This is a genomic window from Clostridium sp. HV4-5-A1G, assembly GCF_900184915.1.
Lineage (GTDB): Bacteria > Bacillota > Clostridia > Clostridiales > Clostridiaceae > Clostridium_B > Clostridium_B aromativorans.
In genome coordinates, this window is sequence record NZ_FXYI02000068.1 from 1 (window position 1) to 16,807 (window position 16,807).

The following is a 16,807-nucleotide window of genomic DNA, read 5'->3' on the forward strand; positions in this document are numbered from 1 at the left end:
CTACACTTGTAGCTTCGTCGGCATCGTCTGATGTTTATAAGAGAAAGATATAGAATGCATTAAATTTATATAAAAAAGGTGATCATTATGGATAAAGAAAATATTAAAGAACAGGTATTAAAAGCATATAAATTCAGACACGCTTGCAAAGAATTTGATGGTACAAAAAAGGTTTCAGATGACGATTTCAATTATATACTTGAAGTAGGCAAATTATCCCCCAGTTCTTTTGGGTTCATACCATGGAAATTTTTAATACTTCAAAATAGAGAAATCAGGCAAAAAATATCTCCTGTAAGCTGGGGTGCAAAACTCAAACTCCCTGATGCAAGTCACTTTATAGTAATACTATCGAGAAAAACACCAGATCTGATATACAACTCCAAATATATATCACATATCATGGAAGATGTCCAAAAACTTCCTCAAAATGTAATTGATCAAAGAAAAAGGGGATATGAAAACTTCCAGAAAAACGATTTTAAATTACTGGAAAGTGACAGGGCCATGTTTGACTGGGGATGCAAGCAAACTTATATAGCTCTTGGAAATATGATGACAGCAGCTGCCCTTATAGGAATTGACTCTTGTCCTATAGAAGGATTTAACAGAGATCAGGTAGAAGAAATTCTGGCAAAAGAGGGGTTACTGAACAGAGAAAAATTTGGAGTTTCCTGTATGGTAGCTTTTGGATACAGGAAAAAGGAACCAAGGCCCAAAACCAGGCCGTCCTTGACAGATTTAGTTCAATGGATCAAGTAACATCATTTGGTATCAAAACAGCAGATTCTAATAGAATCTGCTGTTTTGATCAATCACTATTTTTATCCAATTATCTATAGTCTTCTTATCAACTCCCACAACCATATCATGATCTCATGGGGAATAAATTTGGCCACTATTCTGTGAATAAAACATACTGGTCCCGGAGTAGATACCGGCAGCCCAATCCTGCTGTCATTAAGTGCTATAGCTGCCACATTTTTTGCCCTACCTGCAAATATAAAATTTCTTATTTTTCTACCATCCCTGCTATGTTTGGCTTTGGGAATAAATTCAGTATCTTTAATCCAGTAAGGGCAGACTGCTGTCACATGAATGCCTCTCGGTAGTAATTCTATTCTCAGAGCCCTGCTGTACCTATAAAGAAATGCCTTGGTAGCAGCATATACATTCAGGTATTGAAATGGCTGAAATGCAGCTGTTGAGCATATTTCAATAATACGACTTCTCCTTTTCATGTATGGCAGCACCGCTACAGTCATATCGACGGCAGCACGACAATTCAAATCTATCATATTGTCACTGTCCAGAAGACTTATATCACTATAACTTCCAATTTTACCGAATCCAGCTGCATTTACTAGTATATCCACCTGTGGTTTTTGAGCTTTCAAATATTCTATAAAATAATCAATACTTTCTCTTTTAATAAGGTCAAGGGGCAAAAGCTCGATTGGAACGTCAACTCTGGCAGTCAATTCCTTAAGGCGTTCTTCCCGTCTGGCAATGACCCAAATTTCACTGATATTTTTCTCTTTAGAGGCAATCTGATAAACAAACTCTCTGCCAAGCCCACTTGAAGCACCGGTTACTATGGCAATTCCCATTTTATCCCCTCCTCATGATTAATATATTCTTTATTATTCTTAAAAAATTCCTGTTAGATACCATGATTCCTTCCCCATTGACACATGACTTTTACAAGGGGTATGAGACTTTTTCCCTTTTTGCTAAGAAAATATTCTACTTTAGGAGGAATCTGCATATACTGCCTTCTCAGTACAATACCTTTATTCTGCAGTTCTTTTAACTGTGAACTCAGCATTTTATGGGTAATTCCATCAATATTTTTTTTCAATACACCATATCTTACAGTTCCCATGCAAGCCAGCAAATAAATTATCTTCAATTTCCATTTCCCATTTATAATTGACAAAGTGTACTCAAAGGGCTCCTTATTTCCTACATAACAAAGCTTTTCTGACATATCATTACTCTCCTTTATGATAGTATAACACAAAAAAGTGCATACTATTATTTGTATTTATACCGGATATAATAGAGATAATCAAATTTTTAAAACTAGGAGTGATACTATGATTATCGATGGACATTCTCATCTTACTTTACCTGTGGAAGAACATATAAAAATCATGGATTGTGCGGGGGTGGACAAGACAGTGTTATTTTCCACGTCATTTCATCCTGAATTGGATAAAAATACACAGGAGGTAAAAGCCTCAATGAATTATCTCAATGAGCTGTTGGCCGGTAAAAAGGGAAATATGACAGAAATACGTAAAAAATCAATTGAAGAACTGGTAAAAGCTATTAATTTGTATCCTCATCGCTACATTGGATTTGGTGCTGTACCTCTAGGATTGGATTTGAGCACTACAAGGCAATATATCTCAGATAATATTGAGAAAAATCATCTGGCAGGAATGGGTGAATTCACCCTTGGAAGTGGACAAATTCCTCTTTTGAAAAATATCTTCAAACTATCAGGTGAATTCGGAAATCTTCCAATTTGGATACATGCTTTTTTCCCACTTACATTACAGGATATTAAAGAAGTATCCAATTTTGCACGGAAATATCTCTCTACTCCTGTTATTCTCGGACACCTGGGTGGAATCAACTGGCTTGAAACAATGGATATTGTAAAAGAAACCTCCAACTTATTTCTCGATACCTCTGCATATTACTCCACACTTGTTTTAGGAGCTGTTATCAACGAATTACCTGATAAATGTATTTTTGGAGTGGACAGGCCTTTTGGTGACCTTGATCTATCCAAGGAAACCATATTGAAGGTTGCCAAGTCACAGTCCATTGCAAAAGCAGTATTGGGAGAAAATATAGCACATATACTGAAAATTTAATTTAAAGCACAAGGTACATATATGAAACATGGCTCGGTATCAAAGTAAAAATAAATAATTCTGAAAAAATAATAGACAGCCCTTCTCACAAGCTATCTATTATTTAAACAAATAAATTTTATAAAGCAGACTAATTCACCCTGTCTATTACTAATAGTGCACCATTAAAAAAAAGAGCCTATATTAAATTAGCTCTTCAACTTTTGCACCTTGTGCGATTTCTGTACGGTTTTCATTTTAAAAATGGCAGGGGTAGAAGGCTTCGAACCCTCAACCAACGGTTTTGTTTTAAATGCTTGTCTATTTTCCACTATTTTTTAAAATAGCTCAATATCAATGGTTTACGCCTTATAGTATATTGTTGAATATCATTGTTTTTTATGTTTATCCAAAACTTTGGAGGGAAAATGGAGGGAAATTTTTATATACATAACTCAAGTAATATCAATATTTTTAGTTGATTGACAAAACACCGTATACCCAAAATATTTAACCCCAGATATATTATTTCATATTCATATACTTTCATGCTCCATATTCCCCGTATAATTAACTTTTACATGTTTAGAAGTATAATTACATGTCTTAATATAAACCCTATCTTAAAATGGCTCTACATTCGTTTTAAAGGCAGGTATCATTTTACACCCACCTACATAAATAAATTTACATTTTCAGCATTTATATTCTATGATATAATGTGAAATGTAATAAGAAAATTGTATAAGTACCTCTTCTTTATTTGTGGGTGGATTATGGTTAATAATGTCTGCGTATGAAGAAGGGGTGATGCGTTTATGGCAGAAGGATATTTAATATTGTTCTTCAGTTTATTTTCAATAACTGCTATTTGTATAGTGGCGTTGTCTGATAAAAAGTCAGATATTAAAATAGAAAATAAAATAACTTTGAGACCTGATGAAATATCATCTGATACCAAAGTAAACATAAATAATTCTAAAAAAAATAATAGATAGCCCTTTGCTCAAACTATCTATTATTTAACACTTATACAAATTTAATCAAGCAGACTAAATTCATAATCCACCCTTCTTATTACTGATATTATACCACAATAACACGAAAAATATAACGCTAAAATTATAGATAATATAAAAAAGTAGCCCACCGACGCAATTGGTTTAGCTACTTTTTTATAAATCAGCTTTACTAGTTGCCTTAGCAACTGAATTGTATACTACAGGATGTTACCAGCATCCTGTTTTTATTATAGCTACTCTTATTACTGATATTATACCATAGAATTTAAAAATTATACAGGTAAAAAAGGAGGACAGCTAAATTTTTAGCCGTCGTCATATATATCACAACCAGCTAAATTTTAAGCCCGTCTCACCTTGAGGGTTTTCGTCATTAATGACGAATGGCCAAAGTACATATGTAGGTACTGAACCCTTGATTTTATGCAATACCCCTTTAAAGGGGTAAACCAACTGACTGATAGTAGATTGGTTCTACATTTATGTCGAACCCTTCAAAATTGAAAGCATCTAAAAAAGGCATGGTCATTTTAACCACACCTTTCCTTATCAAGCTGAACCATTAAAGTATTATTTACAAATTCAGTTTTCCTATGGAGACCTATTTTACGCATATAGCCTTTCTTATAGTGCCTATATAATTCCAATGCTTCTTCATAATCAGCTATCATATATATGTCTTTAACCTTCATATCCCTTATATCCAGTATCTTATGGCAAATGGTCTTAATCCTTACATTCGATACATCAAAGGTGTACCCTGATGCAAGCAAAAAGGCTTCATTTTCAGTTAAAACCATAACAGCCACCTTTTAACGATTCAAATAATCAATTATATCTTTTCTGAAATCACTAATCATATAAAATATATATCTACATACATTATCCAAATCATAGCCACTTGCAGGTTTACCTTCGGATATAAGTATATCTGTTATGTCACGTGCATCTTCTGAAAATCTATTCAATGCCAGTTCTAATTTTTCATCTAAATTTCTTAAATCATCATTCATTTTAACCCTCCTTATCAACGTGAGCCGTAATTTTTAAATCTGTTTTTCTGCCCTCAAAATCGTCAATATCGGTAATTTCATATTTCTCGTCGTTGTATTCTATAAAACAAGTTGTATCTATATCATCACGCCAGTTTATTATAAAAATGGCTTCGACCTTTGTCTGTGCTACAATTGCCAGCTGTGTTTCTCTAGTTGTGGCATGTCTATAATATGCCCATACATTCTGGGCTAGGTACTGTAATTCATGGTCAGTTTCACCTAATTCATTCTCTACATCAACCCAGTGAAGTATATTAATTTTCTTATTTTTCATATTATCCATAAAATCAGCTCCTATTGTATAGCTCTTAAAAATTCCTCGTAATGCTCATACAATCCCACATAACTATCCAGTAATGATGCTAGTCCATCAATTCTCATCTTTGCAGCTTGATTTTTTATAGGTACTATATTTCCATTTCTATCTGTTTCAACTCCTGTATTTGTCATACACCATTTCAGTATTGGATTATTGTTATAGTTGATTTTCTTAGCCTGTAAATCTGCCCCTAACTGCTGCATTGGAAGTGATAAAGTCTTTGCACCCTGGATACACCTTTCCATCTTAAAGCCGTTATTCTTCATTTCCTCAACCCAGTATTTAGCACTGTAAGAATCATAATATATCCATAATGGAGTTATTTCCTTGTCATTTAGCATTTCAAGAAACCACGCTGTAATATCCCTATAATCAATACTATTACCTTCACATAACCTCAATAGGCCACGTTCAAGCCATTTATCATATGGTATTTTGTCATGGTGAACCCTCTCATTAAAGCTTTCTTTAGGGAGCCAGTACATCTGAGTTACATATCTTTTTTGAGTTTCCGGGTCCATCACTAAAAGTGTTGCCGCTGTAAGGTCTGTAGTAATTGATAGGTCTGCCCCACCTATAGCATAACAATCATGAAATTTATCTATGTCAAAGGTTTCCTCATTGTTTATGGTATCGAAAGTAAGCCATGCAGTCGATACGGTACACCTTACATTAAAATCCTTGCATAAAACTCCTGTAACATCATTAGGATTGCTCTTTGCCCTTTTAACTTTAATTTTTAAATCATCAACTTTCTTAATTACTCCTAAACCTGGATTAGCTTTAGGCCAACATTTTGAATTTCTCCATTCTTCTTTATCGTCCAATTCATAAAGTATCGGTAAAAATGTATCATCTTCAATAGTGCCGTCAGCTACTTTACAGCCATATTCATACATATCATCAAATATGCTCTCTCTTACTGTTCCAGCTGTAGTTATCATGATTAATAAAGGCTCTCTCCTGGCACTCTGTGACTGTTTCATAACCTCATATATATTCCTGTCCTTGATGCTATGAAGTTCATCAATAATAACACAGTGGGAATTTAATCCATCCAAGGTATCTGAATTCTTCCCCAATGCCTGAAACTTTGACATTGTAAGAGGGAAATACAAGTCAGTTTTACGCTTCTTCAGGTGTTTTGATAGATAAGGACTTTGCCTTGCCATGTTTAAAGCCTCGTCAAAACATAACTTGGCCTGGTCTTTTTTAGATGCTATTGAATACACCTCTGCACCACCTTCACCATCTGCCATAAGCATATACAAGGCTATACCGGACAGCATTGTTGTTTTACCGTTCTTCCTGGCCACATAAAACATGGCTTCACGGTAACGCCTTAACCCTGTATCCTTATCAGCAAATCCAAACAGTGCAGATATAAAAGCCTTTTGGAATAGCTCCAATTTAACTGGTTTTCCTGCCCATTCACCCTTTGAGTGCTTACAGAATTTTTCTATAAACTCTATGGGCCTATTGGCCTTATTTTCATCAAATACGTATTTACTTGGATGCTCAATATCATGCACAAGCCTTTTATATTGTTTTTCCACCCTCTTGGATACAGTATACTTTCCAGATTTAATTTCTTCGTAATATTGCTGTATATAATTCATGTAATCACTTCTTTACAAATTCTATCAATTCATCTTTAGACTCGCCGTCATCTTTAGGTAATAAACTAATAACCTGCTTATATATATTCCCGTATTTCTGTATTAGTGCCGTGTAACTTTTTAATGCTGGGTTCTCCTTTAAAAAATCCTGTCTGCCATTTTTAAATTCAGTTACAACTCCTATAGTTTCAATTTCTTTCTTTAACGATTCAAGAGTCCTTTGCATAAATTCCAACTCTTTAAATAGTGGCTCTACAACTGTAACCTTATCTTTTGGTAACTTTCTCAATATCGTTCTAAGTTTTTTCATATCAGTTGAAATATCTATAACTTTATCTTTTTCCATTAAAATCCATCTCCTTACTATATAGTATTAAATAACTCTTTATATGATTTATTATATCTTTCGCGTGGATATACATGAGAGAGGTAAAGAAAGCTCCCCCATGTGGTCTCCGCGTCAGCCATTGTTTTTACTGACCTGGGGGGACTTTATAAGATTTCCATTTTCATCAAATACAGTTTCTTTTGTGGTTATTTGATGATTTCTATTGTGTATCTGGTCATGGCAGTCTATACATAGGGCTTCTAGGTTATCCCAATTTAACGTTATTTCTGGATTATTTATATTCCCCGGATTTATGAATTTTTTATGATGAACTATTGTTGCAGGCTTCCCACACCTCTCACATATATAATGTCTGCTCCTTATATATCCATCTCTGCATTTAACCCATTCCTTGCTGTGATAAAATGCCTTGCTAAATTCTCTAGACATTATTCATACTTCTCCCCACCGCTTCCAGTGCAGTCAGTAATGAATCTATTGCTTTCCTTAACTTATCTATATCTCTGTCCATTGGATCAAACCACAACATCAATATGAACTGTGCTGCTGTCTTTGCCATTGGATGTATTGTATCATCATCTGTCCATGTCCTACCTGTTGTCGCTTCTAAGTATGGTGGTATAGCATCTATCAATGCCTGTATCTCTATATCTAATTCATTACCATCAACCCTCAATATGTTATGTGCTTCATCCATTGTAAGTATATTCATATATACATCACACTCCTAATTAAAAAGGTGTAGCACTGTATTATGTACTACACCATTACATCTATATACTAAGGTGTTACTGTCTTTGATAGTTTGAGAAATGCTTCTGGTACCAACGGTTTGCAGTCTGCTATTGCCAGTGCCCTGTAGTCTATAAGCCCGGACTTAAAGCTTGACTCTCTGGATACTTCTAACAGCACACCCTGTGGTAAGTTATATCCCATATAATTAAAGTCTCCTAAGAGTATAGTATCATCTGGTATATAATCGTCTATAATTATTGGCTTACCCAGTATATATCCTATCTGCTGCTGTTGTGCATCTGCTATAAATAAAGGTCTATCATTATTATCTACCAAGCTATATACCAAGTTATATAGTGATGCGTTATTCATAGCAAACTTTGCATTGGCCCCGTATCCTCTTTTTAACATTCCCAACATTTTAGTAAAGTCTGTATATGCCGGCTTATCTGCATATGTGAAACTATTGGTTGCATCCCATGTAATACCTGTAATTAATCCAGTGCCCTGTCCTGAGCCTGTACCACTTACCATGGCTTCATTTAGTGTATCCATCACACAATTAGTCAGCTCTGTTTCAAGATAGCTTTCAAATGCTCCTATGCTCATTTTATTTGCTATTGCTGACATACTAAATACTTTAAGTATTTCATATGCTGAAAAACTAACTGATACCGTATCTACTTTTTCAGATTCAACTGCCACACCTTCTACATGCCAGTTTGCCTTTGTGCCTGGTGTTCCTATTGGAACCGATAGATTAGATGGTATATTGAACTGCCTTACTGCCGATATCAATCCGCCCTGCGTTCTTGCCTTCTCAATTATTTCATTAAGTGTCTGGGTTGGAAGTACTGCCGCACTATTACTCATTGCATTGAAAGTATCTGCCCTTTTTTCCATTCTTGCACGCTCATATATATTTTTTTCGGCTTCAGTTAATTTCTGACCTAACATTTCCTTGAAGAATGCACTTCTATACTCTTTTGTTTTAAATAAATCGGTCCCCTCTGGAATATCAACACCTTTATTGAATTCCATGCCCGTTACAGGGTTAAAACCTTTATTTGATTTACTCCTTTTTTCAATTATGTTTTCTTTGGCCTGCTTTAATCCATCAAGTTCAATGTTCAATGACTGAATATCTGCATTCTCATTACCGTCTATCAGTTTTCCTATCTCTGCTGCCCTTTTCTCAATTTCCTCAATATCTTTTGAATTATAATAATTAAATGCTTCCTGTACTGTTGCAAATTTCATTATTTATCATCCTCTCCTAAAATTTGATTTACTTTACTTTTAAGCTGTATCTTTAAAATGTCATTTACTTTGACCCTTGCTTCCTGGACTAATGTATTTCTTTTGAATATATCTTCCATCCGTGCCTCAATACTTGTTTCCTGATATGCTGGAAATGGAGTTATTGAAACCTCATATAATCTTTCAATCTTATTTATTGTCCTGGTATTGGTCTTAGAATCATATTCATCTCCGCCCTTAGGAACCTTAAAAGCAAAACTCATGCCCTTTATATCACCACGTGACACACTTGAATATATTTCCTTTGCCTTCGGTGTATCTGGAAGTGTAGCCCTCATTTCTATACCTACACCGCTTTTTCTCAGTTCCATGGTTTCAGGACTTCTGGCCAGTGGGATTGAATTTACATCATGGTTGTATAAAAGTGGAACATCTTTAAGCAAATTTTCACTTACAGCATCCCTTTTAATAATCTCCGTATAACTGCCATATCGCCCGTTTATAGTTGTGGGCTTATCAAACACTATTGGAGTACCTAGAAGTATACTATTCTTGCTGTCCTGTGCCTCGTCCGTCCTGATTTCGGCTGACCTGATTTCCCTGTTCTCCTGCATTGTTGTTTCCTCCCTTCATCTGGTATTGATTAACAATATTTGTATCAGCTACATTTAAAGTCTGGTAACGGGTATCGCCATTTTCTATACCTGGTAAGTTCAATATCTTTAATGCCTGGTTTATAGTAAGTAATCCCAGTGGCATCAATTCTTTTAATGCCGTTACCTTAGTTGAATTTGATGTAAACTGAAGTTTATCACTTTCAAGCATTATACTATTGCCAAAACTCTGCTCACGCTGTGTAAATAACTTATTTGTAAGCTCCTGACCCATCTGTGTTGCCAGTGGCTCAATCGTGGATTCATAAAACGCACTCCATTCATCTTCTGAATATGTGCAATTTACGATATTTTCACTTATACCCAAATAACTGTATATCCTATTTTTAATCTCAGTTAACTGCTGGCCGTTTATAAATACAGGTTTGTTTTCTATAGGCTGATAGTCCATTTTAGTATCCAGTGCAACAATACCTCCGTTGTTTTCGATACTCAAATAATCATTTATAAACGCCTCTTTCGACTCTTTCAGTTTTTCACCGGATAGAACTTGGTTGTATTTTAATAACCCTCTTATCTGTGCTGAATTCTTTATTGAATTCTCCATACCTTGGTTTTGAGTATGTGCCAAATCAAGCGTAGGCATTATTGCCCTGTTATCATCACCCAGCAGGTCATTTGAATTGTAGAACCGCCTTAATACCATCACATCATCATAACGGAATATAAATGTCTTGCCTCTTGAAAATAAAAATTTACAATACAATGCCCCTGTTGCATCCGTAAGAAATTCTACCTGTAAGGGACTCAATGGATATATAGCCTCAAGGCTCCCTTTATCATCAAAAGACAAATAAGCAAATGCATTATTATATAAAAAATAATGTGTTGATACTTTATATAGAAAATCAAAGGTTGACATATAAGGGTTAGGCCTTGACTGCAGTATGTAGTTTAAAACCGAATCCCCATCTTTACGCTGCTCTCCATTCATAATTACATGACTTGGAATTAACTTGGAAAAATTCTTTGCTATACTATCAACTGCACTTCTATATAAATCATTTGAATAGGCGTCACCACTAAACGGCGTGAATGTCGCAGGGCTACCGCTCATAACTTCAACTCTCTGGGTATTCTGTTTATCAGCAGGATTTTTATTTCGATGAAACAATCTATCTAATATGTCCATATATTCTCCTTTCAACGTAAAAAAGGCACAAGAAATCTACTAACGGAATATTTCCGCTTTCAAACTTCCCGTGCCTTTTGGCTTCCACTTCCTAGAAGTAGGGTACTTTTCTATATTTATCTATAATACTAGTGTACTATATCAGTAATTCAATATCAACCCCCCTTATAATATTTTAAAGAGATTCTATATAATTTTTCAGTTCACGTAAAATAGTTTTTAGTTGAGTATTTTCTTGTCTCAGTAATTCAATCTCTGCCTCGTGTTTTCCTTTTTCCTGTTGTTCTGATGCCCAATCTGATAACATTTTCTCTACCTCCTATTTGTAATTATTCTTTAAGCATCTGCCGGATCTTCATCTGATGCTTTATCTGCTAGATTTTCATGAAACTTTGTAAGTTCTTGAGGTACCGAATGATCTTGATCGTATTCCATCTGCCTTATACGCTCTTTTTCATCTTCTATAAACTCTGGAACAGCTGCTTCTAATATTACAAATTCAATTTTTCTATTCACATCTTCTAATGGCTGTATATTGACATTTTCATCACCATCAATTATTAAAGCTAATCCAGTACCTTCTGGATACTTTTTTTCATATACATCTCTAACTAATTCATTACCTCCTTCAACTATTTCTTCCCAGTTTTCATCTACAATTTCTAATAACTCTTTATACATAATATCAATCTCCTTTATATTTAATTATCTGTAATTATATTTCTTTTCCCATCGGTGTAATTCCTGCAATGTAGCTTTCTTATGCCTAATTCTGCAATAGTCCATATAACTTAAAAATATTGGCACCGACATTCTAACACCTCCTTGATTTAGCACTAGTGTTATGATACTCTAATACTGTAAGTAAATATTATACTTACAATTTGTATTTATTTTCGTCAAAGGCTCTGAACTTTTGTATCAAATAATTCTAGTTTTTTACTCTAAGGTTCACATAGATCCGTCTGTGTGAGCCTTTTCCAGTTACCTTTGATACACTTAATATATCAAATCCTTTCTCAAGCCCTTCAATCGCAGTTTCCTTCTCCACTTCAGGGTCTGTAATACCTGGTAAATTTACTCTAACTCTATAATACCTAGCCTTTTTAATATATTTCATGACACTATTTGATAGCCTTTCAGCTTCTGACTTTGGTATTGCCTCCATGTTTCAATTCCTCCTTCATCCAGTGATTTAATAATTTCTTCACTGGCATTCTCCGATATATATTTAGCTTTATTAAAAGTATCTCTACTGCCAAATCCAGATTTATTTGCTACTGCATCATCCGTTCTCCCTCGTCTGTCAGAATTCTGACTAACGATATTATTGTGCTTTAATTTACTTAATTGCCTTTCCCTAGCCTTACCCCTTTCTATCTTCTCCAGCTTTCTGGCATATTCAATCCTCCAAATCTTTCAATAAATTTTTCAAGACTTTCACATATATACGCTGTTTCTCTGTAGTAAACAATTCAGAAGTCCTATCAGCTGTGTCAATGTCCTCCTTAATCGTCTTTATAAGTTCTGGTTTACTAATATCCATAATTACTCACCCCCTAATGTATTTTTAGTGAATCCATCAAATCTCTTTATATATTTATAATCAATGTTATCAAGTTCCCCCAGGCTATCCCCTATATCAAGCACTAGATCATACAGTTTGTTAGTATCGTCAATGTATTTCAGGCCCTCTTTTAAGTCTTTTAAAAATCGTATATAATCATCCCGCATCTCCGTATTAAATCTCAATATCTCATATAAATCGTTAGCCTGTATTCTCAATTTATCAGGGCAGCTTTCCAGTCCTTCACCTAATAACTTTGCTCTTGCCATCTGTATGGAATTAGTTTCAATAGCTGAATCAATTATGCTCTGTATTGCCTTTTTAGTACTCTCTTTGTTTGACATTTATTTACTCCTTTCTGATGTATCAATTCCTACACCCTGCCATAACATCCCGTGTTTAGTACGTTTCTTTTCCAGTCCCAGTTCTACAGCTGTATCTTTAAACTGTAGTGAGAACTGAGAAGTTGTTAAGCTGCTATTATTCCATTCATTAAAGGCCTGTGCCAGTTGTTTATTACTTGTTGATAACTCTGAGGATAAGTTGCATCTCTCTTTTATAAATTGATTCATAGGATTTAAATTCTGTGCTTTTCTTTCCCAGTAGGTTTCTCTGTATCTGCGTGTATTCTCTTGATGTGTATCTCTCCAATGCTTGTTATACTCATGAATGTGTTGTTTATTTCTATCCCTCCATTTCTGTTTATATTCTCTATATGCCTGTAAAGCTGATTCACTTAAAGCCATAAAATCACTCTCCTTTATCTATAATTAAATTATTTATGTCTGTGCTTACCTTTCTGAAACCATAGTTTAAAATCTTTTCTCTGCATACTCTTTAAATAATCTGGGTTAATGTTTATAGTCCTATCTTCTGCTTGTACTACTAAAGTCTCATAGTAATCATTAATACATCCAAGCTGTGTCTTATGCCTTATATATCCGATAACCTCACATTCATGTCTTTCCTCGCTGTCTATATAATAAAGTTTTGGATATGTAGGATAAATTAGTCCTAAAGGATGCAGTTTATTGTATCTATCAAGTTCATTTTTAAATCTAACTATTTTTCTCACTCTCCCAAATCTAAAATTAATTCTTAAACCTAAGATGCTAAATAAAACCCTAGGGGTGGTAGATATCTATATAAGGGTATCAATTTCTGACACCGGGAAAGTAACTTTTTAAGTAGGCATAAAATAGCATTTAACCCATTGCAATTACTACGATTAACCTATTTTCCGCCGGTGTCAATTTCTGATACCGGAACTATATTAAAAATATATAAGCATAAAATAGCTTGCAATCCATTGATATTACTATGATTAATTAACATTTTTCTTGATTTTCCCGGTGTCAATTTCTGATACCGCCCGGTGTCAGTTTCTGATACCACTTTTTATTCAAAATACTATATAATAAGTTATTTAATACTATATATAATTCTTATTCTTAGCTCGCTTCCATTCATCTTTAATAACAAAGTCCTTAGTTCCATATTTCTGCCACATATCAGAAAATCCATAGATTATAACTTTTCTACTTCCTTCTAACGGCTTGTACTCAACAACTCTGATAAATCCACAAGAAATCAATTCATCAATACATTTTTGAAAAGTATTGGGTGACATAAATTTTGAATATTCCGACTTAGGCATTGATATATCATCTTTGTTACATTTAATTAGTTGACCCTTCCCATCATATGCAGGGACATATTTACGTTTCATTTTTATATATAATTTAATGGCATTACCGCTTAATTCATCCCATGCCGCAGAATCAATCATATCGTCAAATATTCGTGTATATCTACCGTCATGGCTTTCAAAACTTTGATAATTATTTCTTTTATGTTTAGACAATAGATCACCTGCCTATTGTTAATTGAAAATTCTGGATATTAAAGTTTCTTTCCAGCTAAAGATTCCATCCACGAATCCACTTTGGACCGAATGAATAAGAATTTATTACTCACCCTTAAAATTGGAGCATCACTTCGGTGAGCGAGTTTGTACGCTGTATTATGGCCTAAACCATACATTTTGCAAAACTCCCTGATAGTTAGTACTTTCTTAGGGCTTGGACTGCTCTCTATTACCTTAAATTTTTCCATAATTACTCCCCCTGTTCTGTTTCATTTTTTTGTCGTATAATATAATTGATTTTTATTTTTTGTTTCGCTGGTATGTCATTTTGGCTGAATGAATGCCAGCTTTTTATTATCATTATCGAATTTCAACACCCCCTATATTTTATATAGTCACATTTCACGATAAAAATATTCATGTTTTACTAAAATTTTTTATATCTTACCTTTGTTAAACAATGGGTATTATAAAACAAATGGCAATAAAATTCAATTTATACTTTCGTATTTTCCTATCTGTTTAATAACTTATTTCGTTGCTCTATCAGCTTATTTAAAGCCATCTGATGTATTGCCTTATCTTTTGGATTTTCTCTTGGTATAACTGCCTTTATAGCTTTTATTTGCCTGTCTATTTTCTTTAGGTCATCCGTTGGCAAAAATTTTAACATATTATCTCTCCTTCTCATCACTGAAAAATAGCTCTTTAGGGTCTGCATCAAGTACCTTGCAAATTTTTTTCATCACTTTAACACTTGGCAACTTACTACAATTTTCTATTTGGTAAAAATATGATTTTGATATGCCTATTTCCTTAGCAGCCATAATTGCTGACATCCCATATTGAAATCTTTTAGCCCTCATCTTTGACATCTTCATGCTTTCATCTCCTTTACACTTATAGTATACATATATTATGATATAAGTACAATTTATATCATATTCTTTTTTGCTAAATTATAATAAATTATCTCATTAATACTCTTAATTTCTAATTATTATGATATAAGTGCAATTATCATATTTTTACTGTATAATAAAATTGGAGGTTAATTATGATTAATACTAAACTAATAAAGAAAATAAGAGAACGTAAAGGAATACCTATAAAAGAATTAGCTGAACAAACTGGATTAAGTAGATCATACCTATATCAGGTAGAACGTGGAGATAAAGATCCTTCATTAAGTGCATTAAAAAAAATTTCCATGGCCTTACACGTAGATATATATCAATTTTTTGATAACGATAATAACAGTGTCTTTAAAAAAGTTGTAGAAAATGTTCAATCACCTATTAAAAAAAAATATGGTAATAGTAAATCATTAAATCAAATTATGTGGGATAAAACACTCGATATATACGAAAATACCCCTACACTGGATAATGTATTTTTTAAAGAATATAATGACCTTAAATACGATAAAGAGCCTTCAGCATATTTTACTTTATTTCAAGTATTAGCTGAAATATATGCTATGGAATTAGCTTTAAAAGCTCCACGTGATAAATTCATAAGTGAAAGAGAAGAGTGCCTAAAGATGTTACAGCCTAAGTTGCAGGACTGTATTAATGATCTACAGGATTACATAGATGCTATGATTAAAGAAAAATTTAGAAAAGTAATTGACCGTTAATATTTCACATCCCAAAAATATATCATAAAAACATGAATAGTATTCCTATTGTACAATGTTTATGAACGTGGGATTTTCCACTGTCAAATATGCGACTACGATATTAGCGTATTCGCCATTAAAGGCGAATTGCATAACTAGGGGACTATCAGTCACCTGGTTAGGTTTTATACATAAATGTCGAAAACATAAGTTTTACACAAATAAGTGATAAACTAAGTGGATTTACACTTGATTAGGTTTTTCGGAATTATCCGATAAACTCAGATGGGCTTTCCTTTTAAAGGGTAACCTAGTAAAATCAAACGTGTCCACGTTTGTGGAACTCTGATATGGTATAACAAAATTATTAAATAAAAGGACAGCGAAATTTTTCGCCCACCTCATACCAAAAAATTATGGAATGAAAGGAGATAATACCATGGACAACACAGCTAAAAATAAAATTTACACCTACGCTGATTATATGAATTACCCTGAAGGTACCAGAATAGAGCTTATAGACGGTGTAATATATGATATGTCACCTGCACCATCAAGGATGCACCAGGAACTAATTACTGAATTAGTAACCATATTTAATAACTATATTAAATCCAACAATGGACCATGCAAGGTATACCCTTCACCCTTTGATGTATTCCTCACTGATGACGAAAACCTTGATAACTGCAGAAACATTGTTCAACCAGATATATCAGT

28 protein-coding genes are annotated in these 16,807 nt (G+C 33.8%); 5 read left to right on the top strand and 23 right to left on the bottom strand.

Annotated features, from left to right (window positions below; all coding sequences use genetic code 11):
- The first annotated feature begins 87 nt into the window (after nucleotides 1–87).
- Nucleotides 88–762 carry an NAD(P)H-dependent oxidoreductase gene (locus J5G60_RS08905; protein ID WP_150356791.1) on the top strand — a complete coding sequence of 225 codons (675 nt, stop codon included), beginning with the start codon at nucleotides 88–90 and terminating at the stop codon, nucleotides 760–762.
- Between the two features lie 74 nt (nucleotides 763–836).
- Here J5G60_RS08905 and J5G60_RS08910 read toward each other — a convergent pair whose 3' ends face one another.
- Both J5G60_RS08910 and J5G60_RS08915 read right to left on the bottom strand, forming a co-directional pair.
- Nucleotides 837–1,610 carry an SDR family NAD(P)-dependent oxidoreductase gene (locus tag J5G60_RS08910; RefSeq protein WP_150356792.1) on the bottom strand — a complete coding sequence of 258 codons (774 nt, stop codon included), beginning with the start codon at nucleotides 1,608–1,610 and terminating at the stop codon, nucleotides 837–839.
- Between the two features lie 53 nt (nucleotides 1,611–1,663).
- Nucleotides 1,664–1,990 carry a winged helix-turn-helix transcriptional regulator gene (locus J5G60_RS08915; protein WP_150356793.1) on the bottom strand — a complete coding sequence of 109 codons (327 nt, stop codon included), beginning with the start codon at nucleotides 1,988–1,990 and terminating at the stop codon, nucleotides 1,664–1,666.
- Between the two features lie 109 nt (nucleotides 1,991–2,099).
- Here J5G60_RS08915 and J5G60_RS08920 point away from each other — a divergent pair, with 109 nt between their 5' ends.
- Together J5G60_RS08920 and J5G60_RS08925 are read left to right on the top strand one after the other, a co-directional pair.
- Entirely contained in the window at nucleotides 2,100–2,888 is a 789-nt protein-coding gene (locus tag J5G60_RS08920; protein ID WP_150356794.1) for an amidohydrolase family protein, read from the top strand.
- A 797-nt stretch (nucleotides 2,889–3,685) separates the two neighbouring features.
- Nucleotides 3,686–3,865: a hypothetical protein gene (locus tag J5G60_RS08925; RefSeq protein WP_150356795.1), complete on the top strand. Its 180-nt coding sequence runs from the start codon at nucleotides 3,686–3,688 to the stop codon at nucleotides 3,863–3,865.
- 554 nt (nucleotides 3,866–4,419) lie between these two features.
- On the opposite strand, the gene J5G60_RS08930 is transcribed toward J5G60_RS08925, so the two are convergent.
- From J5G60_RS08930 to J5G60_RS09025, 21 genes are all read right to left on the bottom strand, one after another.
- Complete coding sequence (locus J5G60_RS08930) at nucleotides 4,420–4,689, bottom strand: hypothetical protein (protein ID WP_150356796.1); 270 nt, start codon at nucleotides 4,687–4,689, stop codon at nucleotides 4,420–4,422.
- A 12-nt stretch (nucleotides 4,690–4,701) separates the two neighbouring features.
- Nucleotides 4,702–4,902 (bottom strand): hypothetical protein, encoded by a 201-nt coding sequence (locus J5G60_RS08935; protein WP_150356797.1) that lies wholly within the window; start codon nucleotides 4,900–4,902, stop codon nucleotides 4,702–4,704.
- Between the two features lies 1 nt (nucleotide 4,903).
- Nucleotides 4,904–5,227 carry a phage head closure protein gene (locus J5G60_RS08940; protein WP_150356798.1) on the bottom strand — a complete coding sequence of 108 codons (324 nt, stop codon included), beginning with the start codon at nucleotides 5,225–5,227 and terminating at the stop codon, nucleotides 4,904–4,906.
- An 11-nt stretch (nucleotides 5,228–5,238) separates the two neighbouring features.
- Nucleotides 5,239–6,882, bottom strand: a complete 1,644-nt coding sequence (locus J5G60_RS08945; protein ID WP_150356799.1) for a terminase large subunit — start codon at nucleotides 6,880–6,882, stop codon at nucleotides 5,239–5,241.
- Between the two features lie 4 nt (nucleotides 6,883–6,886).
- Nucleotides 6,887–7,228, bottom strand: coding sequence for a hypothetical protein (locus J5G60_RS08950; protein ID WP_190972193.1), 342 nt, complete (start codon nucleotides 7,226–7,228; stop codon nucleotides 6,887–6,889).
- 114 nt (nucleotides 7,229–7,342) lie between these two features.
- Nucleotides 7,343–7,660, bottom strand: a complete 318-nt coding sequence (locus J5G60_RS08955; protein ID WP_150356800.1) for an HNH endonuclease — start codon at nucleotides 7,658–7,660, stop codon at nucleotides 7,343–7,345.
- On the bottom strand, nucleotides 7,653–7,943 hold the full coding sequence (locus tag J5G60_RS08960) for a head-tail connector protein (protein ID WP_207708004.1): 291 nt from the start codon (nucleotides 7,941–7,943) through the stop codon (nucleotides 7,653–7,655). The genes J5G60_RS08955 and J5G60_RS08960 overlap by 8 nt, the downstream gene beginning before the upstream one ends.
- 68 nt (nucleotides 7,944–8,011) lie before the next feature.
- The gene (locus tag J5G60_RS08965; RefSeq protein WP_150356801.1) at nucleotides 8,012–9,226 is read right to left on the bottom strand and encodes a phage major capsid protein; all 1,215 of its coding nucleotides are present in this window, start codon (nucleotides 9,224–9,226) and stop codon (nucleotides 8,012–8,014) included.
- Entirely contained in the window at nucleotides 9,226–9,840 is a 615-nt protein-coding gene (locus tag J5G60_RS08970; RefSeq protein WP_150356802.1) for an HK97 family phage prohead protease, read from the bottom strand. Before J5G60_RS08970 ends, J5G60_RS08965 begins: the two co-directional genes overlap by 1 nt.
- Nucleotides 9,773–11,032, bottom strand: coding sequence for a phage portal protein (locus J5G60_RS08975; protein ID WP_150356803.1), 1,260 nt, complete (start codon nucleotides 11,030–11,032; stop codon nucleotides 9,773–9,775). The genes J5G60_RS08970 and J5G60_RS08975 overlap by 68 nt, the downstream gene beginning before the upstream one ends.
- A gap of 175 nt (nucleotides 11,033–11,207) precedes the next feature.
- Nucleotides 11,208–11,339: a hypothetical protein gene (locus J5G60_RS19060; RefSeq protein WP_268905683.1), complete on the bottom strand. Its 132-nt coding sequence runs from the start codon at nucleotides 11,337–11,339 to the stop codon at nucleotides 11,208–11,210.
- A 29-nt stretch (nucleotides 11,340–11,368) separates the two neighbouring features.
- Entirely contained in the window at nucleotides 11,369–11,713 is a 345-nt protein-coding gene (locus J5G60_RS08980) for a hypothetical protein (RefSeq protein WP_150356804.1), read from the bottom strand.
- Between the two features lie 250 nt (nucleotides 11,714–11,963).
- Nucleotides 11,964–12,200 carry a hypothetical protein gene (locus J5G60_RS08985; RefSeq protein WP_150356805.1) on the bottom strand — a complete coding sequence of 79 codons (237 nt, stop codon included), beginning with the start codon at nucleotides 12,198–12,200 and terminating at the stop codon, nucleotides 11,964–11,966.
- A gap of 234 nt (nucleotides 12,201–12,434) precedes the next feature.
- Complete coding sequence (locus J5G60_RS08990; protein WP_190972194.1) at nucleotides 12,435–12,578, bottom strand: hypothetical protein; 144 nt, start codon at nucleotides 12,576–12,578, stop codon at nucleotides 12,435–12,437.
- Nucleotides 12,579–12,580: 2 nt separating this feature from the next.
- Nucleotides 12,581–12,943, bottom strand: a complete 363-nt coding sequence (locus J5G60_RS08995) for a hypothetical protein (RefSeq protein ID WP_150356806.1) — start codon at nucleotides 12,941–12,943, stop codon at nucleotides 12,581–12,583.
- Complete coding sequence (locus tag J5G60_RS09000) at nucleotides 12,944–13,345, bottom strand: hypothetical protein (protein WP_150356807.1); 402 nt, start codon at nucleotides 13,343–13,345, stop codon at nucleotides 12,944–12,946.
- Nucleotides 13,346–13,374: 29 nt separating this feature from the next.
- Entirely contained in the window at nucleotides 13,375–13,674 is a 300-nt protein-coding gene (locus tag J5G60_RS09005) for a hypothetical protein (protein WP_150356808.1), read from the bottom strand.
- Nucleotides 13,675–14,031: 357 nt separating this feature from the next.
- Nucleotides 14,032–14,463, bottom strand: a complete 432-nt coding sequence (locus J5G60_RS09010) for a hypothetical protein (RefSeq protein ID WP_150356809.1) — start codon at nucleotides 14,461–14,463, stop codon at nucleotides 14,032–14,034.
- Between the two features lie 38 nt (nucleotides 14,464–14,501).
- The gene (locus J5G60_RS09015) at nucleotides 14,502–14,714 is read right to left on the bottom strand and encodes a helix-turn-helix domain-containing protein (RefSeq protein WP_150356810.1); all 213 of its coding nucleotides are present in this window, start codon (nucleotides 14,712–14,714) and stop codon (nucleotides 14,502–14,504) included.
- Between the two features lie 266 nt (nucleotides 14,715–14,980).
- Nucleotides 14,981–15,139: a hypothetical protein gene (locus tag J5G60_RS09020; RefSeq protein WP_190972195.1), complete on the bottom strand. Its 159-nt coding sequence runs from the start codon at nucleotides 15,137–15,139 to the stop codon at nucleotides 14,981–14,983.
- A gap of 1 nt (nucleotide 15,140) precedes the next feature.
- The gene (locus J5G60_RS09025; RefSeq protein WP_150356811.1) at nucleotides 15,141–15,347 is read right to left on the bottom strand and encodes a helix-turn-helix transcriptional regulator; all 207 of its coding nucleotides are present in this window, start codon (nucleotides 15,345–15,347) and stop codon (nucleotides 15,141–15,143) included.
- Between the two features lie 176 nt (nucleotides 15,348–15,523).
- Here J5G60_RS09025 and J5G60_RS09030 point away from each other — a divergent pair, with 176 nt between their 5' ends.
- Together J5G60_RS09030 and J5G60_RS09035 are read left to right on the top strand one after the other, a co-directional pair.
- Nucleotides 15,524–16,105 carry a helix-turn-helix domain-containing protein gene (locus J5G60_RS09030; protein ID WP_150356812.1) on the top strand — a complete coding sequence of 194 codons (582 nt, stop codon included), beginning with the start codon at nucleotides 15,524–15,526 and terminating at the stop codon, nucleotides 16,103–16,105.
- A 421-nt stretch (nucleotides 16,106–16,526) separates the two neighbouring features.
- Nucleotides 16,527–16,807: Uma2 family endonuclease (locus tag J5G60_RS09035; RefSeq protein ID WP_207876530.1), on the top strand; the 281-nt coding region annotated here is incomplete at its 3' end.